The 15,465-nt window shown below is 70.0% G+C and carries 14 protein-coding genes and 1 tRNA gene; 8 read left to right on the top strand and 7 right to left on the bottom strand.

Translation table 11 applies throughout. The features are described from left to right. The first annotated feature begins 59 nt into the window (after positions 1-59). The 5 genes from VXC91_RS12445 (at position 60) to VXC91_RS12425 (ending at position 5,330) form a co-directional block, all read left to right on the top strand. A complete protein-coding gene (locus VXC91_RS12445) occupies positions 60-1,058 on the top strand; it encodes a carbohydrate ABC transporter permease (protein WP_329507202.1) in 999 nt (332 codons plus the stop codon). A gap of 14 nt (positions 1,059-1,072) precedes the next feature. After that, on the top strand, positions 1,073-1,993 hold the full coding sequence (locus VXC91_RS12440; RefSeq protein ID WP_329507201.1) for a carbohydrate ABC transporter permease: 921 nt from the start codon (positions 1,073-1,075) through the stop codon (positions 1,991-1,993). Between the two features lie 182 nt (positions 1,994-2,175). Then, positions 2,176-3,639, top strand: coding sequence for a GH1 family beta-glucosidase (locus VXC91_RS12435; protein ID WP_329507200.1), 1,464 nt, complete (start codon positions 2,176-2,178; stop codon positions 3,637-3,639). Positions 3,640-3,821: 182 nt separating this feature from the next. Beyond that, the gene (locus tag VXC91_RS12430; protein WP_329507199.1) at positions 3,822-4,877 is read left to right on the top strand and encodes a LacI family DNA-binding transcriptional regulator; all 1,056 of its coding nucleotides are present in this window, start codon (positions 3,822-3,824) and stop codon (positions 4,875-4,877) included. 72 nt (positions 4,878-4,949) lie between these two features. Then, the gene (locus VXC91_RS12425; RefSeq protein WP_329507198.1) at positions 4,950-5,330 is read left to right on the top strand and encodes a VOC family protein; all 381 of its coding nucleotides are present in this window, start codon (positions 4,950-4,952) and stop codon (positions 5,328-5,330) included. Between the two features lie 51 nt (positions 5,331-5,381). On the opposite strand, the gene VXC91_RS12420 is transcribed toward VXC91_RS12425, so the two are convergent. From VXC91_RS12420 to VXC91_RS12405, 4 genes are all read right to left on the bottom strand, one after another. Then, positions 5,382-5,454 (bottom strand) — tRNA-His (locus VXC91_RS12420). A 125-nt stretch (positions 5,455-5,579) separates the two neighbouring features. After that, the gene (orn, locus tag VXC91_RS12415; RefSeq protein ID WP_329507197.1) at positions 5,580-6,182 is read right to left on the bottom strand and encodes an oligoribonuclease; all 603 of its coding nucleotides are present in this window, start codon (positions 6,180-6,182) and stop codon (positions 5,580-5,582) included. Between the two features lie 384 nt (positions 6,183-6,566). Next, positions 6,567-7,799 carry a helix-turn-helix domain-containing protein gene (locus VXC91_RS12410; protein WP_329507196.1) on the bottom strand — a complete coding sequence of 411 codons (1,233 nt, stop codon included), beginning with the start codon at positions 7,797-7,799 and terminating at the stop codon, positions 6,567-6,569. 377 nt (positions 7,800-8,176) lie between these two features. Next, positions 8,177-8,497, bottom strand: a complete 321-nt coding sequence (locus tag VXC91_RS12405; RefSeq protein WP_329507195.1) for a hypothetical protein — start codon at positions 8,495-8,497, stop codon at positions 8,177-8,179. Between the two features lie 400 nt (positions 8,498-8,897). Here VXC91_RS12405 and VXC91_RS12400 point away from each other — a divergent pair, with 400 nt between their 5' ends. Both VXC91_RS12400 and VXC91_RS12395 read left to right on the top strand, forming a co-directional pair. Then, the gene (locus tag VXC91_RS12400; RefSeq protein WP_329507194.1) at positions 8,898-9,425 is read left to right on the top strand and encodes a universal stress protein; all 528 of its coding nucleotides are present in this window, start codon (positions 8,898-8,900) and stop codon (positions 9,423-9,425) included. A 248-nt stretch (positions 9,426-9,673) separates the two neighbouring features. Beyond that, entirely contained in the window at positions 9,674-10,240 is a 567-nt protein-coding gene (locus VXC91_RS12395) for a GPR1/FUN34/YaaH family transporter (protein WP_329507193.1), read from the top strand. 148 nt (positions 10,241-10,388) lie between these two features. On the opposite strand, the gene glmS is transcribed toward VXC91_RS12395, so the two are convergent. The 3 genes from glmS to VXC91_RS12380 all read right to left on the bottom strand — a co-directional run bounded on the left by glmS (position 10,389) and on the right by VXC91_RS12380 (position 13,745). Further along, the gene (glmS, locus tag VXC91_RS12390) at positions 10,389-12,206 is read right to left on the bottom strand and encodes a glutamine--fructose-6-phosphate transaminase (isomerizing) (protein ID WP_329507192.1); all 1,818 of its coding nucleotides are present in this window, start codon (positions 12,204-12,206) and stop codon (positions 10,389-10,391) included. A 53-nt stretch (positions 12,207-12,259) separates the two neighbouring features. After that, positions 12,260-12,517 (bottom strand): hypothetical protein, encoded by a 258-nt coding sequence (locus VXC91_RS12385; protein WP_329507191.1) that lies wholly within the window; start codon positions 12,515-12,517, stop codon positions 12,260-12,262. Positions 12,518-12,854: 337 nt separating this feature from the next. Continuing rightward, on the bottom strand, positions 12,855-13,745 hold the full coding sequence (locus VXC91_RS12380) for a DUF4429 domain-containing protein (protein ID WP_329507190.1): 891 nt from the start codon (positions 13,743-13,745) through the stop codon (positions 12,855-12,857). 143 nt (positions 13,746-13,888) lie between these two features. Between VXC91_RS12380 and VXC91_RS12375 the strand changes: the two genes are divergently transcribed. After that, positions 13,889-15,433 (top strand): beta-N-acetylhexosaminidase, encoded by a 1,545-nt coding sequence (locus VXC91_RS12375; protein ID WP_329507189.1) that lies wholly within the window; start codon positions 13,889-13,891, stop codon positions 15,431-15,433. Positions 15,434-15,465 lie beyond the last annotated feature (32 nt).

The following is a 15,465-nucleotide window of genomic DNA, read 5'->3' as shown; positions in this document are numbered from 1 at the left end:
GCCCCTGGACGCGTCCGCGGCCCCGTACCCGGCCGACCCCCCAGAGAAGGACTTCCTCCGTGGCAACAACAACCCCCACCCGGGGCGCCTACAGCCCGCAGCCCGGCGGCTCCGGCGCCGCGTCGAACGGAAGCGACCGGCGATCGTGGCGCAGTCGGCTCTGGCGCTTCGACGACCTGGCCTCCCCCTACGCGTACATCGCCCCCTTCTTCCTCATCTTCGGCGCCTTCGGGCTCTATCCGCTGCTCTACACCGGCTGGATCGCCCTGCACCGGGTGGAGATGACGAGCCTCAGCCAGTCCGAGTGGGTCGGCTGGGACAACTTCGCCAAGATCCTCCAGGACTCCGAGTTCTGGACGGCTGTCGTCAACACCTTTGTGATCGGCGTCATCTCGACCGTCCCGCAGCTGCTCGTCGCGCTGGGCCTCGCCCATCTCCTCAACTACAAGCTGCGCGCCAGCACCTTCTGGCGGACGGTGATCCTCACCCCGTACGCCACCTCGGTGGCCACCGCGGCCCTGGTGTTCGCCCTGGTCTTCCGGGCCGACGGCGGCCTGCTCAACTGGGTGCTGCACTTCGTCGGGTTCGGCAACATCGACTGGGGCAACGGGGAGTGGACGTCCAAGATCGCCATCTCCGTCATCGTGATCTGGCGCTGGACCGGGTACAACGCGCTGATCTATCTCGCGGCCATGCAAGCGGTGCCGACGGATCTGTACGAGGCGGCCTCGATCGACGGGGCTACGCGGTGGCAGCAGTTCCGCAAGGTGACCATCCCCTCCTTGCGGCCGACGATCCTCTTCACGATCGTCATCTCGACCATCGGCTCCATGCAGCTCTTCGGTGAGCCGCTGCTGCTGCAGGGCGGAACCCTCGGCTCGATCGGTGGCAACGAGCACCAGTACGAGACCCTCAGCATCTATCTCTTCAACTACGGCTGGAAGCTCGGGCACCTGGGTCCGGCCGCCGCCGTGGCCTGGGCGATGCTCGTCCTGCTGCTGCTCATCGCCCTGATCAACTGGATCGTCAGCCGGTTCGTGCGCAAGAGCGCGGCCTGACGGGAGCGAAATCGATGACCACGACCAGTCCCACCAAGACCGCTCCGAACCTCCTCCCGGCAGCGCCGCCGCGGACCGAGGGCACGGGCCGCAATCGTTTCAAGCTCGGCGCCGGCCAGCAGCTCAAGGGCGGCCCGCTCACCTACGCGGCCCTCGTCATCGTCGGCCTGGGCTCGCTCTTCCCCCTGTACTGGACCCTGGTGGCCGCCTCGCATGACCAGCAGCGGGTCCTCGACACCCCGCCGCCGCTCGTGCCGGGCGGCCGTCTGTGGAGCAACCTCCAGTCGGCCTGGGAACAGGCGCACCTGGGGAAGGCCATCGTCAACAGCATCATCGTGTCCGGCTGCATCACGGCGGCGACGCTGTTCTTCTGCACCCTCGCGGGCTACGCCTTCGCCAAGATGCGCTTTCGCGGGCGCGGCGCCCTGATGACCGCCGTCATCGCCACGCTGACGATTCCTCCGCAGCTCAGCGTCGTCCCGCTCTTCATGATGATGTCGGACATCGGATGGGGCGGAAAGCTGGAGTCGGTGATCTTCCCGACCCTCGTCGGTGCCTTCGGTGTCTTCTTCATGCGCCAGTACCTCTTGGAGGCCCTGCCCTACGAGCTCATCGAGGCGGCCAAGGTGGACGGTGCGAGCAACATCCGGATCGTCTGGAACGTCGTCCTTCCCGTGGCCCGGCCCGCGATGATGGTGCTGGGCATGCTCACGTTCGTGCAGGCGTGGAACGACTTCTTCTGGCCCTTCCTCGCCCTGAACCAGCAGAACCCCACTATCCAGGTGGCCCTCGGCCAGCTCAGTGCCTCCTACACCCCCGACCAGAGCATCGTCATGGCCGGAGCCCTGATCAGCACGCTGCCGTTGCTGCTGGTGTTCGTGATCTTCGGCAAGCAGATCGTCGGGGGCATCATGGCGGGCGCCGTGAAGGGCTGACCAGATCCGCGCCGGGCCGGCGCCCCGGCAGCCCACGCGCTTGCCCCGTCTTCCGTCGTCCGGTAGGGCCCGCCCGCACGCGGGCCGTACCGGACGGGCGCCCGGCCCGCGTCCGCCCGCATCCTCCTCTCGCCGGACCGCTGTCCGGCCTCTTCCCCCGATACTTTGGGAGCGTTCTCACGATGACCGCCGTACGACCCGAGGCGACCCCCGTGTCGGCCCCGGCCACCTCCTTCCCGCAGGGCTTCACCTGGGGAGCCGCCACCGCCGCCTACCAGGTGGAGGGTGCCGCCACCGAGGACGGCCGCACCCCGTCCATCTGGGACACCTTCAGCCACACCCCCGGAAAGGTCCGCAACGGGGACACCGGGGACATCGCCGCCGACCACTACCACCGCTACCGCGACGACGTGGCGCTGATGAAGGACCTCGGCCTCAAGGCGTATCGTTTCTCCATCTCCTGGTCCCGGGTGCAGCCCACCGGGCGCGGGCCCGCCGTCGAGCGTGGACTGGACTTCTACCGCCGGCTCACCGACGAGCTGCTGGAGGCGGGCATCACCCCTGTCGCCACCCTCTACCACTGGGACCTGCCCCAGGAGTTGGAGGACGCGGGCGGCTGGCCGCACCGCGACACCGCATACCGCTTCGCCGAGTACGCCGACATCATGGCCCGGACCCTCGGTGACCGGATCGGCGTATGGACCACCCTCAACGAGCCGTGGTGCTCGGCGTTCCTCGGCTACGGCTCCGGTGTGCACGCGCCGGGCCGGACCGACCCGGCGGCCACCCTGCGCGCCGCCCACCACCTCAACCTGGCCCACGGCCAGGCGATCGGGGCGCTGCGCGCGGTTCTGCCGGCGTCCGCGCAGACCTCCATCACGCTGAACCTGCACCAGGTGCGCCCGCTCACCGGCAGCGCCGAGGACGCCGACGCCGCCCGCCGTATCGACGCGGTCGGCAACCGGGTCTTCACCGGCCCCATCCTCGACGGGGCGTACCCCGAGGACCTGCTCGAGGACACCGCGCGCATCGTCGACTGGGGCGCCCTGGTGCACGACGGCGACCTGGCGGAGATCTCCCGTCCCATCGAGGTGCTCGGCGTCAACTACTACTCGCCGACGGTGGTCTCGCTGGCCACCGAGGGCGCCGGCACCACCAAGAACGACGGTCACGGCGCGAGCGACCACTCTCCGTGGACCGGCTCCGACCACGTCGCGTTCCACCTCGCCAACGACAACCTCACTGCGATGAACTGGGCCATCGACCCCAGCGGGCTGCACACCCTGCTGACCGATCTGGCGAAGTCGCACCCGGAACTGCCGCTGATGGTCACCGAGAACGGTGCCGCCTTCGACGACTACATCTCGCCCGAGGGCGTGGTGAACGACCCGCAGCGGATCGCCTACCTCCACGCACATCTGGACGCGGTGCGCAGGGCCATCGCCGACGGTGCGGACGTCCGCGGCTACTTCCTGTGGTCCCTGCTGGACAACTTCGAGTGGGCCTATGGCTACTCGAAGCGCTTCGGCACGGTCTACGTCGACTACTCGACCCAGCGCCGCATCCCCAAGGCGAGCGCCCACTGGTACGCGGACGTGATCCGGAAGAACGCGCTCCCCACCGCCGACGAGCGGAACAACGGCTGATCGCCCGGCCCGAGGGGCGCCGCCGCGTCGGTGGCGGCGCCCCTGCAGTGCCGGAACGGCCGGGAGCACCCGTCGGCGGAGGATGATGGGGGCGGGGCGTCAGGACAGAGGCTGTTACATTCCTGGCCGAACGGCTGCGAACACGATCCTGGCCTGGCGGCTGCGAACGGGAGGCGGAGACCATGGCAGTCAACGTAGGGCGGGGCCGGAGCAGTCGACGGCCGACGCTGGAGGAGGTCGCCGCACGCGCCGGTGTCGGCCGGGGCACGGTCTCCCGGGTGATCAACGGCTCGCCCCGGGTCAGCGACGCGACGCGCGCGGCCGTCGAAGCGGCCGTCGCGGAGCTGGGATACGTCCCCAACACGGCTGCCCGCGCCCTCGCGGCCAACCGCACGGACGCGATCGCCCTCGTCGTTCCCGAGCCGGAGACCCGCTTCTTCGCCGAACCGTACTTCTCGGACATGTTGCGCGGGGTGGGCGCCGAACTCTCGGACACCGAGATGCAGCTGCTGCTGATTTTCGCGGGCAGCGACCGTGAACGCCGCAGACTGGCCCAGTACCTCGCGGCCCATCGGGTCGACGGCGTCCTGCTGGTCTCGGTGCACGCCCACGACCCGCTGCCCGACCTCCTCGCCCAGCTGGACATCCCGGCCGTGATCAGCGGCCCGCGCTCGGAGCACGAGACGCTGCCTTCGGTGGACTCCGACAACTACGGTGGCGGCCGCTCGGCCGTCGAGCACCTGATCGACCGCGGCCGTGCGCACATCGCCACCATCACCGGCCGCGTCGACGTCTACGGCGCGCAGCGGCGCATCGACGGTTACCGGGACGCCCTGCGGGAGGCGGGCCGGGAGGTGGACGAGGGCCTGATCCTGCCCGGTGACTTCACCGAGGAGGGCGGCCGCCGCGCCATGACGGAACTCCTCACCCGCCGTCCCGACCTGGACGCCGTGTTCGCGGAGTCGGACGTGATGGCGGCAGGCGCCCGTCAGGTGCTGCGCGAGGAGGGCCGGCGCATCCCGGACGACGTGGCCCTGGTGGGCTACGACGACTCGGCGATCGCCCGCCATATGGATCCACCCCTGACGTGCGTGCGCCAGCCGATCGAGGAGATGGGCCGCGCGATGATCGACCTGCTGCAGGACGAGATAGCGGCCCCCCGCCCGTCGGTCTCGCGCGGGTCGGCCCCCCGCCAGGTGGTCCTGCCGACGGAGCTGGTGGTGCGCCAGTCCTCCTGAGCAAGGACGCGGCGGCGTGGGGGAGTTCGCCAGGGTGCGGCGGACGGTCGCCGGGGCTGCGGGAATCGGGCCATGCTGATCATGGGATCCGTCGTGCTGGGCGTGTCCGACATGCGGCGCGCCGCCGCGCTCCGGATGGAAGCCCTCGGCCATGTGCCGCGGGACCGGATCGAGGACGACTGGGTCGTGCGGGTACCGCCGGGGCGAGCGGCCGGGCCCGGGCTGTCGCTCGGTCCGAGCGAGACGCCCGTTCAGGAGCATCCGCGTGTGCAGGGCGACCTGTACACCGCGGACGCCGCCCAGGCGGCCGAGGTCGAGCGGCTCGTCGGGCTCGGGGCGCGGCATGTGGAGTGGGACCTGTATCCCGAGGACCCCGACTTCGTGGTGCCGGCCGACCCTGACGGCAACCGGTTCCGCGTCGTCGACACCGGGCGAGGGGCCGAAGGGCCCTGAAACGCACTCGGCCGGTGACCCGCTCTCACGGGACACCGGCCGACTTCAGAGGGTGAGTGACGGGACTCGAACCCGCGACATCCTGGACCACAACCAGGTGCTCTACCAGCTGAGCTACACCCACCATGACCGGTTTTTTTCAAGTGGTTCCCCTACCGGCCGAGAAAAAGTGTACAGGGTCCGAAGGGGTGCTCGCGCCAGCGTTTCTCCGAGGTCCGTCAGGGTCTCGTCAGGGCCCTGTGGATACGGCTACTTCACAGGCAGCACGTGCCGAGCCGCGATCGCGCGGGCCGTGTCCGAATCGGGGCCCGGCTGCGGCACGAAGATCGCCTCCCGGTAGTAGCGCAGCTCCGCGATGGACTCGCGGATGTCGGCCAGTGCCCGGTGGTTCCCGTTTTTCTCGGGACTGTTGAAGTACGCGCGCGGATACCAGCGGCGGGCCAGCTCCTTGATCGAGCTGACGTCCACGATCCGGTAGTGGAGGTAGCCCTCCAGCGTCGGCATGTCGCGGGTCAGAAAGCCGCGGTCGGTGCCGACGGAGTTGCCGCACAGCGGGGCCTTGCCGGGTTCCTTGACGTGCTCCCGCACATACGCGAGGACCTGCTCCTCGGCGTCGGCGAGCGTCGTACCGGCCGCCAGCTCCTCGAGCAGTCCCGAGGAGGTGTGCATCTGACGCACCACCTCCGGCATCGTCTCCAGCGCCGCGTCCGGCGGCCGGATCACGATGTCCACCCCCTCGCCGAGTACGTTCAGCTCGGAGTCGGTGACCAGCGCGGCCACCTCGATGAGCGCGTCGTCGGACAGCGAGAGTCCGGTCATCTCGCAGTCGATCCACACCATGCGATCGTTCATGTGTCCCACCTTATGGCCCTGCCGGGCCTGGCGGACCGCTCCTGTATGCGGGAATGCCGCCGCGAGCGGTCCTGGGCGGCCCGGGATGCGGGCGGAGAGAAGCCGCGGGCGAGGCCGGGGACCGGCCGCCCCCGAGACCGGCCGCACGGTGCGCGGGCCGGGCGGGGCAGCTGGGAGCCTGTGGGGGCGGCCGAAAACGTGCGCGGTCCACCCCGGAGGCCGCCGGGCCCGCGCGGAGCGTCGGGGAGGGCCCGAGTCGGCCGTCGTGGAACGGGTCACACGGGGTACGGCCCCCGGGACCTTTCAGGACGTACGCGGGTCGGGCGGGATCCGGTGGTCCGTACGACCTTCCGGATCCCGCCCGAGCTCGGCGTCACCGCGGTGTCAGTGCGGGCTGCGCTGGCCGGGCAGGCTGGGGCGGCTCGCCGCGTACAGCTCCGGGACGTGCTTGCCGTGGTCCGTGGAGAGCGAGGTGGAGGGGCCGAGCGCGCTCGCGGCTGCCGTGCGGCGGGACTGCATCGGGACCGGGGCGGCCTCCTGCGGGACCTGCAGTGTCGCCGGGCCTCCGGGGCCGTCCGGGTCCCCCGGCCGGTCGCCCTGCGGGCGGCGCGCCCGGTATGCGGCCCGGTACGCGGCGGGCGACGAGCCGAGCTGGCGCCGGAAATGCCCACGCAGCGCGACCGGCGAGCGGAAACCACAGCGTCCGGCGACCTCGTCGACCGAGTAGTCGGAGGTCTCCAGGAGCCGCTGCGCCTGCAGCACCCGCTGGGTGATCAGCCACTGCAGCGGCGCGCTGCCCGTCAGCGAGCGGAAGCGTCGGTCGAACGTCCGCCGGCTCATGTACGCGCGTGCCGCCAGTGTCTCCACGTCGAACTGTTCGTGGAGGTGCTCCAGTGCCCAGGCGACGACCTCCGCGAGCGGGTCGGCGCCGATCTCCTCGGGTAAAGACCTGTCGAGGTAGCGCTCCTGGCCGCCGCTGCGGCGCGGCGGGACCACCAGACGCCGGGCGAGTGCGCCGGCCGCCTCGTTGCCGTGGTCCGTGCGCACGATGTGGAGGCACAGGTCGATGCCCGCCGCCGTACCGGCGGACGTCAGGACGTCCCCGTCGTCCACGAACAGCTCGCGCGGATCGACGTGCACCGACGGATAGCGCTTGGCCAGCGTCGGCGCGTACATCCAGTGTGTGGTCGCCGGCCGGCCGTCCAGCAGCCCGGCGGCGGCCAGTACGAAGGCGCCGGTGCACAGCCCGACGATGCGGGCGCCCTCTTCGTGGGCGCGGCGCAGCGCGACCAGCGCCTCCTCCGGTGGCGGCGAGGTGATCGACCGCCAGGCCGGCACGACGACGGTGCCGGCCCGCGAGATCGCGTCGAGGCCGTACGGCGCGGTGAGTTCCAGGCCTCCCGTGGTCCGCAGCGGGCCTTCCTCGCCGCCCGCCACCAGCAGTCGGTAGCGCGGCACTCCGGCGTCCTGGCGGTCAATCCCGAACACCGACAGCGGTATGGAACTCTCGAAGATGGGACCGCCGCTGAACAGCAGCACCGCGACGATCTCCTTGCGGCGTCGCCCGGACAGTTTCCGGGCCGCGGCATCCGGCGCGGCAGTGGAGTCGTGGCTCATCCTGCTAAGCCCCCCTCGGTGGTCGCGGCTCCTCGGTTGTGTCGTTCCTGCACGTTTCCCCTCGGTCCTGCACGAGTCCCCCGCCGTAGACAGTCATGATCGAATCTACTGTGTCCCGTGGTGCCGGCGTGACCAGTTCACCATCCGGCACATTGTCGACATGGCAACTTGGCGTGAAGCATTCGATCACGAAGCGTTGCACTCGTGGGCCGTGCAGGGAAGTGCGCCTCGCCTCGGTGGCCAATCCGCGTAGGGTGCGCGCGCCTTCGAGGGCCCTTTCGGTGCAGGTCGAACGGGGGGTGGGGGAGTGTTCGACCTTGCCATGCACGGGGTTGAGAAGTTGGCTGAAAAGAAGCGGGGGCGTGCGCGGAAACCGGTCAGTCGACCGGAGTGCTTCCCCCAGTGTGACGTCCGCCCCCGTGCGCCCCCATTCCGGTCCTGCTGTGCCCTCCGCGGCGCGGAGTGCGCTCCTCGGCCCTCAACTGCGCCGCGCCCCGCTCCGACTGCCGCAGCAGCGCGCGGCACGCCGAGGTGACGGCCGTCAGGCCCAGCGCCGTGCTGATCGCCGCGGCCGGCGAGGTGCCGTACCAGACGAGAACCACGGGGACCAGCACACAGCAGAAGGCTGCCCAGCGGACCACATCGCTCGTGTTGTCCGGCTCGGGGTGCTTCCGGGGGGCGGTGCGGGGTCCGGACACGACGTGCTCCCTAGGGCGGTGGGTCACCGGAATCAACGCGTGCTCGACCGGTGGGTCACTGCCGGATCCGGCCGTGTACGGGTCCGCGCTCCGGCGTACGGCACCCGGGCGGCTCCCCGTGCGCGGGCCGCTCCGGTTCCTGAGTGAACCCTGGGCAAACCGCCTGTACGGGGCAGCAGCCATTGCGTTACGGGCGCCCCCTCGTGCATGCTCCCTGGAACCCCGCGATGGGGGTCCCTCCGGTTCGAGCGGAGCCGAGAGCCGGGGGTGTGCGCGGGATCTGGGCTAAGGAGGCGTGCCGCCGTACCCTTGGGGGTATGGGGTTGGGAAGATGATTCCCGGACACAGCTCCGCTGCTCACTGTCGTCCCACCCACGAGGATCACAACGCCGAGACACCCATGGCCGGTCAAGAATTCTTCGATCCCGCGGACCGCAAGCGCCCCGTCGCCGATCCCACGGCGGCCGAGCCCTTGGCGGCGGAAGAGCCACGCACGTCCTGCGACCCCGCCTTCAAACACGGTGTGGTGGTGGGCTTCGACGGCTCCACCTCCAGTGAGCGTGCCCTCGCATACGCGATCGGCATGGCTTACCGCTCCGGTTCGGGCCTGATCATCGTCCACGTCGCCAACCGGCTGCCCACCACGGTGTGGGCGGGTTGTGAACCCCCGGTCTTCGTCGATGTGCCGGACCACCGCACCGAGGTGCTCGGGCTGGAACTCGCCTGCGCGGACCACCTCGCCGAGGTTCCGTGGATCCTGGTGGAGCGCGGCGGCGACATCTGCCACGAACTCGAAGAGGTGGGGCGGGAGTACGAGGCGGACGCGATCGTCGTCGGCTCCACGCACGGCATAGTCGGCCGGATCTTCGGCTCGGTGGCCGGACGCCTCGCCAAGCGCGCTCAGCGTCCCGTGGTCGTCGTCCCCTGACACTTCCTCAGTCACCGCTGCACGGCGGCCGCGTGGCCCCTGTGCGCCGGCCTTCGACAGCGCCGGAGGCAACCCGGGCGTTGTCATTCCGCAACTCGGCGTTGGCCCAGGTGAGATGCCCCGTGGGTATCGCCAACTCCCTTGCATGACCACGTAAATCTACTGGCGCGTAGAGGTGTTTGTGCCCTTGTGAAGGGCATATATCGGTCACCGCACAACCGTGCATGCAGGACAGAAGGGAGCTCGCCGTGGACAATGACGTCTCTGCGGGAAGCACCACCTCGATCGTCGGTCGGCTCGCGCTGGGCATCACGCTGCTGGCTTTCGGTCTCGGAACCACCAAGGTGATCGACGGCGTCACGACGGCCGACGCCGTGTCACTGGCCCACTATGTCGGCGGCGTGGCCCTGTTCCTCGTCGGCCTGCTCGCTTTCCGCGATCATGACACCGCCACGGGTACGGCGTTCTCGGCGCTCGGCGCCCTGTGGTTCACCTGGGCCGTCACGGCCGGCAACCAGGTATCGGACAACGCGGCCGGACTGTTCCTCCTGCTGTTCGCCCTCGTCTCGCTGAGTCTCGCGCTCGGGGCCACGGGCGGCCTTCTCGACCAGGGCACCTACGGGCTGCTCTGTGTCTCGATGCTCCTGCTGGCCGTGGCACGTTTCGCGGACAGCGACTCGCTGGGCAAGGTCGGCGGCTGGCTCGCGGTCGCCGCGGGTGCGGTCGCCTGGTACGCGGCGACCGCGGTACTCGCCAAGTGGCCCACGGCCCTCCCGCGACGCGCTGCCGGCCGGGGGGTGACGGCCGCCGGCTGACGCAGCGCCGGGCCGGGGATGAGGGTCCCCCCGGTCGACCGAGGTCGACGACGTGGGGGAGGGCGGTCCCGGCCCCCGAAATGAGCGACCCCCTGTGCTGGTGGCACACAGGGGGTCGTTCACATGCCGGCCGGGGACCGGGGCGTCGCTACTCCACCGTCACCGACTTGGCCAGGTTGCGCGGCTTGTCGATGTCCCGGCCCAGCGCCAGGGCCGTGTGGTAGGCGAGGAGTTGCAGCGGAATGCCCATCAGGATCGGGTCCAGCTCGTCCTCGTTCTTCGGGACGACGATCGTGTGGTCGGCCTTCTCCTGCTCCCGGTGGGCGACCGCGACGATCTTGCCGCTGCGGGCCTTGATCTCCTCCATGGCCGCGCGGTTCTTCTCCAGCAGGTCGTCGTCCGGCACGATCGCGACGGTCGGGAGGGCCGGTTCGATCAGCGCCAGCGGGCCGTGCTTGAGCTCGGAGGCCGGGTATGCCTCGGCGTGGATGTACGAGACCTCCTTCAGCTTCAGCGAGGCCTCGCGAGCCACCGGGTAGCCGCGCACGCGCCCGATGAAGAGCATCGAGCGGGCATCGGCGAACTGGTCCGCCAGCTGCTTGATGTCCTCCTCCTGCTTGAGGATCTCGGAGATCTGCGCGGGCAGTCTGCGCAGACCCTCGATGATCCGCTTGCCGTCGCGGACCGACAGGTCCCGCGTGCGGCCGAGATGCAGCGCGAGCAGCGCGAAGGCGACGGTGGTGTTGGTGAAGCACTTGGTGGACACCACGCACACCTCGGGCCCGGCGTGGACGTACATGCCGCCGTCCGCCTCACGGGCGATCGCCGAACCGACCACGTTGACGATGCCCAGTACCCGCGCGCCCTTGCGCTTCAGTTCCTGGACGGCGGCCAGCACGTCATAGGTCTCACCGGACTGGGAGACCGCGACGTACAGAGTGTCGGGGTCGACGACCGCGTTGCGGTAGCGGAACTCGGAGGCCGGCTCAGCGTCCGCCGGGATACGGGCCAGCTCCTCGATCATCTGGGCGCCGATCATGCCCGCGTGGTACGAGGTGCCACAGCCGAGGATCTTCACCCGGCGCACGGCGCGCGCCTCCCGGGCGTCCAGGTTCAGTCCGCCGAGGTGCACGGTGGAGAACCGGTCGTCGATACGGCCGCGCAGCACACGGTCCACGGCGTCGGCCTGCTCGTGGATCTCCTTGTGCATGTACGTGTCGTGGCCGCCCATGTCGTACGACTCGGCCTCCCACTCCACGATGGTCGGCTCGGCCGTCGTACGGGTGCCTTCGGTGGTGTACGTGCGGAAGTCGTCGGCCTTGAGAGTGGCCATCTCGCCGTCGTCGAGGGTGACTATCTGGCGGGTGTGGGCGACCAGCGCGGCGACGTCGGAGGCGACGAACATCTCCTTCTCGCCGATGCCGAGCACGACGGGGGAGCCGTTGCGGGCCACCACGATGCGGTCCGGGAAGTCGGCGTGCATCACGGCGATGCCGTATGTGCCCTCGACGGCCCGCAGCGCCTGGCGGACCTTCTCCTCCAGGGTCTCGGCCTGCGAGCGCGCGACGAGGTGGGTGAGGACCTCGGTGTCGGTCTCGGAGAGGAACTCGACGCCCTCCGCCTCCAGCTTCTTCCTCAGCTCGGCGGCGTTGTCGATGATGCCGTTGTGGACGACGGCGACCTTGTTGTCGGCCGACATGTGCGGGTGGGCGTTCACGTCGGAGGGGGCGCCGTGGGTGGCCCAACGGGTGTGGGCGATACCGGTGGTGCCCTTGAAGCGCGCGGGGACCTTGGCCTCGAGGTCGCGGACCCGGCCCTTGGCCTTGACCATCTTCAGGCCGGCCGTCTTCGGGGACGTGACGACGATGCCCGCCGAGTCGTAGCCGCGGTACTCGAGCCGTTGCAGGCCCTCCAGCAGCAGTGGGGCCACGTCACGCTTACCGATGTATCCGACGATTCCGCACATATATGTCCTTAAGTTTCCTTTGCCCGTGTTGTGATGAAGTGCCCATCGGCATCTCAGCCGTAGACAATGCGGCGCAGCTGCCGGAGCGTGAGCTCGGGCGGTGCGACCGCGCGGTACCTCAGGTCCGCCCCGATCCGTTCGAAGATCGCCGTGTTCACCAGGCCCTGGGCCTGCAACTCGCGGTGGCGGCGACGGACGAAATCCTCGGTCGTCTCGTCGAAGTAGGCGAGCACGTCCTGGACCACACGCAGCGCTTCGCCCCGGTTGAGGGGCGTGGATCGCGTCAGGTGATCAACAAGTTCGTCGTGCACCCGGTAGATCCTGAGGTACGAGCGCCGGAATCGCAAGAATCGTGCCCGATTTCGGGCAGATCGCTGTCGAAGCTCTTATGTGACCTTGTTTGGCGGCTGTCCATTCTGCGTCTTGTGTCACGTTGTTCATGTGGAGGAACTTGTGGCCACGGGGGCATACCTCGTAGGGGAGTTCCCGAGAAGATCGCGGCCCGCATGAGCACGGCGGAGCGGCACGGGTACCTGCGCGCAAGATTCTCCCGACGCGCGACGAGTCAGAGGCGGTGCCGTCGCCCTCGGTGCCGCGTAAGACCGGTGCCCCGCCCGGCAGGCGGGGAGCAGTGACGGCGGGCGGTCCTCACATCCGTTTGAGGACCGCCTTTTTGGCCGCCGTGAACTCCTCGTCCGTCAGGATGCCCGCCAGGTGCAGGTCGCCGAGCTCCCGCAGACGGCGCAGCAGGGCGTCGTGGGCGTCCTCGACGGGCGGTGGCGGAGCCTGGGCGGGGACGGTGAGCTCCTCGGGCACCGCCCGTACGTCGTCCTCGGACGCCGCGGGGTGCGGCAGACGGGCCTGCACGGCCGCCGCGACAAGCGCCATCAGGGGGTCCTTCTTGAAACCCCACAGCTCCACCGCGTTCGGGTCGTACTTCGGCGGCGCCTTGGACTCGGCGCCGCGCACGGTGAAGCGGAGGTAGCCGTTCTCCAGCCCGGCCGTGGGCTGCCACTTCACGGCGGTGAGGTCGGCCACGGCCAGCGTACGGGCGCCCCCGGCCGACTTCGCCTCCTCCGTCTTCCAGTTCCACTCCAGCCGCACGTGCTCGCCGTCGAAACTCGCCGTGCCGTCGCCGGCGGAGACGGACAGGGGGACGGAAGGGCCGGGCAGCAGATAGCGGTCGGCCGGACCGGAGGGCACCTGGTCCAGCACGATCGCGTTGCGGACCTCGTCCACCATGTACTCGGCGACGCCGTAGCGGTCGGGCTCGACAGTGAGCCGGTAGGGGTCGTCGGACTCGGCGAGCCTGCCGCCGGTCGCCTGCAGCAGCGGGTCGGCGCCGTCGCGCAGGCGCAGCCTCAGCCGCCCCGACTTCCTGCCCTGCTCGACCGAGATGCCCGCCAACGCGTCCAGCGGGACGGTGAGTTCACCCAGGGTCCTGCGAAGCAGACTGACGCCCCTGTCCCGCCCCGGCGTCAGCCGCAATGTGTCACCGTCGAAGGTCCACGTGCCGTCCCTCTGGATGATTTCCGCCATGAGGGTGATTGTTCCATCGAGTGTGCGAGAGAGTGGTCTATACCCATCGGGTCCGGGTCGGACGAGCCCGAGAACACTCGTGGAAGGGAGCGCATGTGAGACCGCACCACAGAACGCCCCGCCTCCTCGGTACGCTGCTGCTCATGGCGGCTGCCGGACTCTCCGTCGCAGTCGGCGCGACACCCGCCGCGGCCGGCCGCCCTGCCGCGCCTCCGGTCCGGGTGGTACCGGCGCCCGCCTCGGTCGAGACCGGTGGTTCCCCGTACCGGATCAATCTCGGCACCCGTATCCGCGTGGACGACTCGGGCGCGGCCCGGCAGGTCGGCGAGTACCTGGCCGACGTCCTGCGGCCCTCGACCGGCTACCCCCTGCAGGTCACCACGCACGGCACCGGAGGCATCCGACTCCGTCTGGCCGGCGGTCCGTTCGGCGACGAGGGCTACCGCCTCGACAGCGGCGCCCAGGGCGTCACGATCACCGCCCGCAAGCCCGCCGGGCTCTTCCACGGCGTGCAGACCCTGCGCCAGCTCCTGCCCACGGCCGTCGAGGAGAAGACCGTGCAGCCCGGGCCCTGGACGGTCGAGGGCGTCACCATCAAGGACTCCCCGCGCTACGGCTACCGCGGCGCCATGCTCGACGTCTCCCGTCACTTCTTCAGCGTCGCCCAGGTCAAGCGCTTCATCGACGAGCTGGCCCTCTACAAGGTCAACACCCTGCATCTGCACCTGAGCGACGACCAGGGCTGGCGGATCGCCGTCGACTCCTGGCCGCGCCTCGCGACCTACGGCGGTTCGACCCAGGTGGGCGGCGGCAAGGGCGGTTACTACACCAAGGCGCAGTACAAGGAGATCGTCCGCTACGCGGCGTCGCGCTATCTGGAGGTCGTACCGGAGATCGACATGCCGGGCCACACCAACGCCGCCCTGGCCTCGTACGCCGAGCTGAACTGCGACGGCGTCGCACCCCCGCTCTACACGGGCATCGACGTCGGTTTCAGCTCGCTGTGCGTGCCCAAGCAGGTCACCTACGACTTCGTGGACGACGTCGTCCGCGAGCTGGCCGCCATCACCCCCGGCCGCTACATCCACCTCGGCGGGGACGAGGCCCACTCCACCAGCCACGACGACTACGTGGCGTTCATGGACCGGGTGCAGCCGATCGTCGCGAAGTACGGCAAGACCGTGATCGGCTGGCACCAGATCACCGGCGCGCACCCGGCCAAGGGCGCCCTCGCGCAGTACTGGGGGCTCGACGACACCGGTGCCGACGAGAAGGCCCAGGTCGCCAAGGCGGCGCAGAACGGTACCGGGTTGATCCTCTCCCCGGCCGACCGGCTCTACCTCGACATGAAGTACACCGAGGACACGCCGCTCGGGCAGGACTGGGCGGGACTGGTGGAGGTCCAGCGGTCCTACGACTGGGACCCGGGCAGCTACCTCCCGGGCGCTCCGGCCTCGGCGATCGCCGGTGTCGAGGCACCGCTGTGGACCGAGACGATCGTCAAGAACGCCGACATCGACTACATGGTCTTCCCGCGGCTGCCGGGCGCGGCCGAACTGGGCTGGTCGTCGGCCTCCACCCACGACTGGAACGACTACCGGGTACGGCTCGCGGCGCAGGCGCCCCGCTGGGACGCTCTCGGGATCGGGTACTACAGGTCGCCCCAGGTGCCCTGGCCCACCCGATAGGCAGGACAACACGACGGGCACCCCGGTGGACC

This window comes from Streptomyces chiangmaiensis (genome assembly GCF_036281785.1).
Taxonomy (GTDB): Bacteria; Actinomycetota; Actinomycetes; order Streptomycetales; family Streptomycetaceae; genus Streptomyces; species Streptomyces chiangmaiensis.
This window is presented reverse-complemented; position numbering and strand designations above follow the sequence as displayed.

Bases quoted from the DNA above. Each gene is read 5' to 3' on its own strand.
- VXC91_RS12410 (WP_329507196.1), bottom strand. From the start codon at position 7,799: ATGAGCCACGACTCCACTGCCGCGCCGGATGCCGCGGCCCGGAAACTG.
- VXC91_RS12380 (WP_329507190.1), bottom strand. From the start codon at position 13,745: ATGGCGGAAATCATCCAGAGGGACGGCACGTGGACCTTCGACGGTGAC.
- VXC91_RS12435 (WP_329507200.1), top strand. From the start codon at position 2,176: ATGACCGCCGTACGACCCGAGGCGACCCCCGTGTCGGCCCCGGCCACC.
- VXC91_RS12430 (WP_329507199.1), top strand. From the start codon at position 3,822: ATGGCAGTCAACGTAGGGCGGGGCCGGAGCAGTCGACGGCCGACGCTG.
- VXC91_RS12400 (WP_329507194.1), top strand. From the start codon at position 8,898: ATGGCCGGTCAAGAATTCTTCGATCCCGCGGACCGCAAGCGCCCCGTC.
- VXC91_RS12375 (WP_329507189.1), top strand. From the start codon at position 13,889: ATGGCGGCTGCCGGACTCTCCGTCGCAGTCGGCGCGACACCCGCCGCG.
- glmS (WP_329507192.1), bottom strand. From the start codon at position 12,206: ATGTGCGGAATCGTCGGATACATCGGTAAGCGTGACGTGGCCCCACTG.
- VXC91_RS12440 (WP_329507201.1), top strand. From the start codon at position 1,073: ATGACCACGACCAGTCCCACCAAGACCGCTCCGAACCTCCTCCCGGCA.
- orn (WP_329507197.1), bottom strand. From the start codon at position 6,182: ATGAACGATCGCATGGTGTGGATCGACTGCGAGATGACCGGACTCTCG.
- VXC91_RS12425 (WP_329507198.1), top strand. From the start codon at position 4,950: ATGCTGATCATGGGATCCGTCGTGCTGGGCGTGTCCGACATGCGGCGC.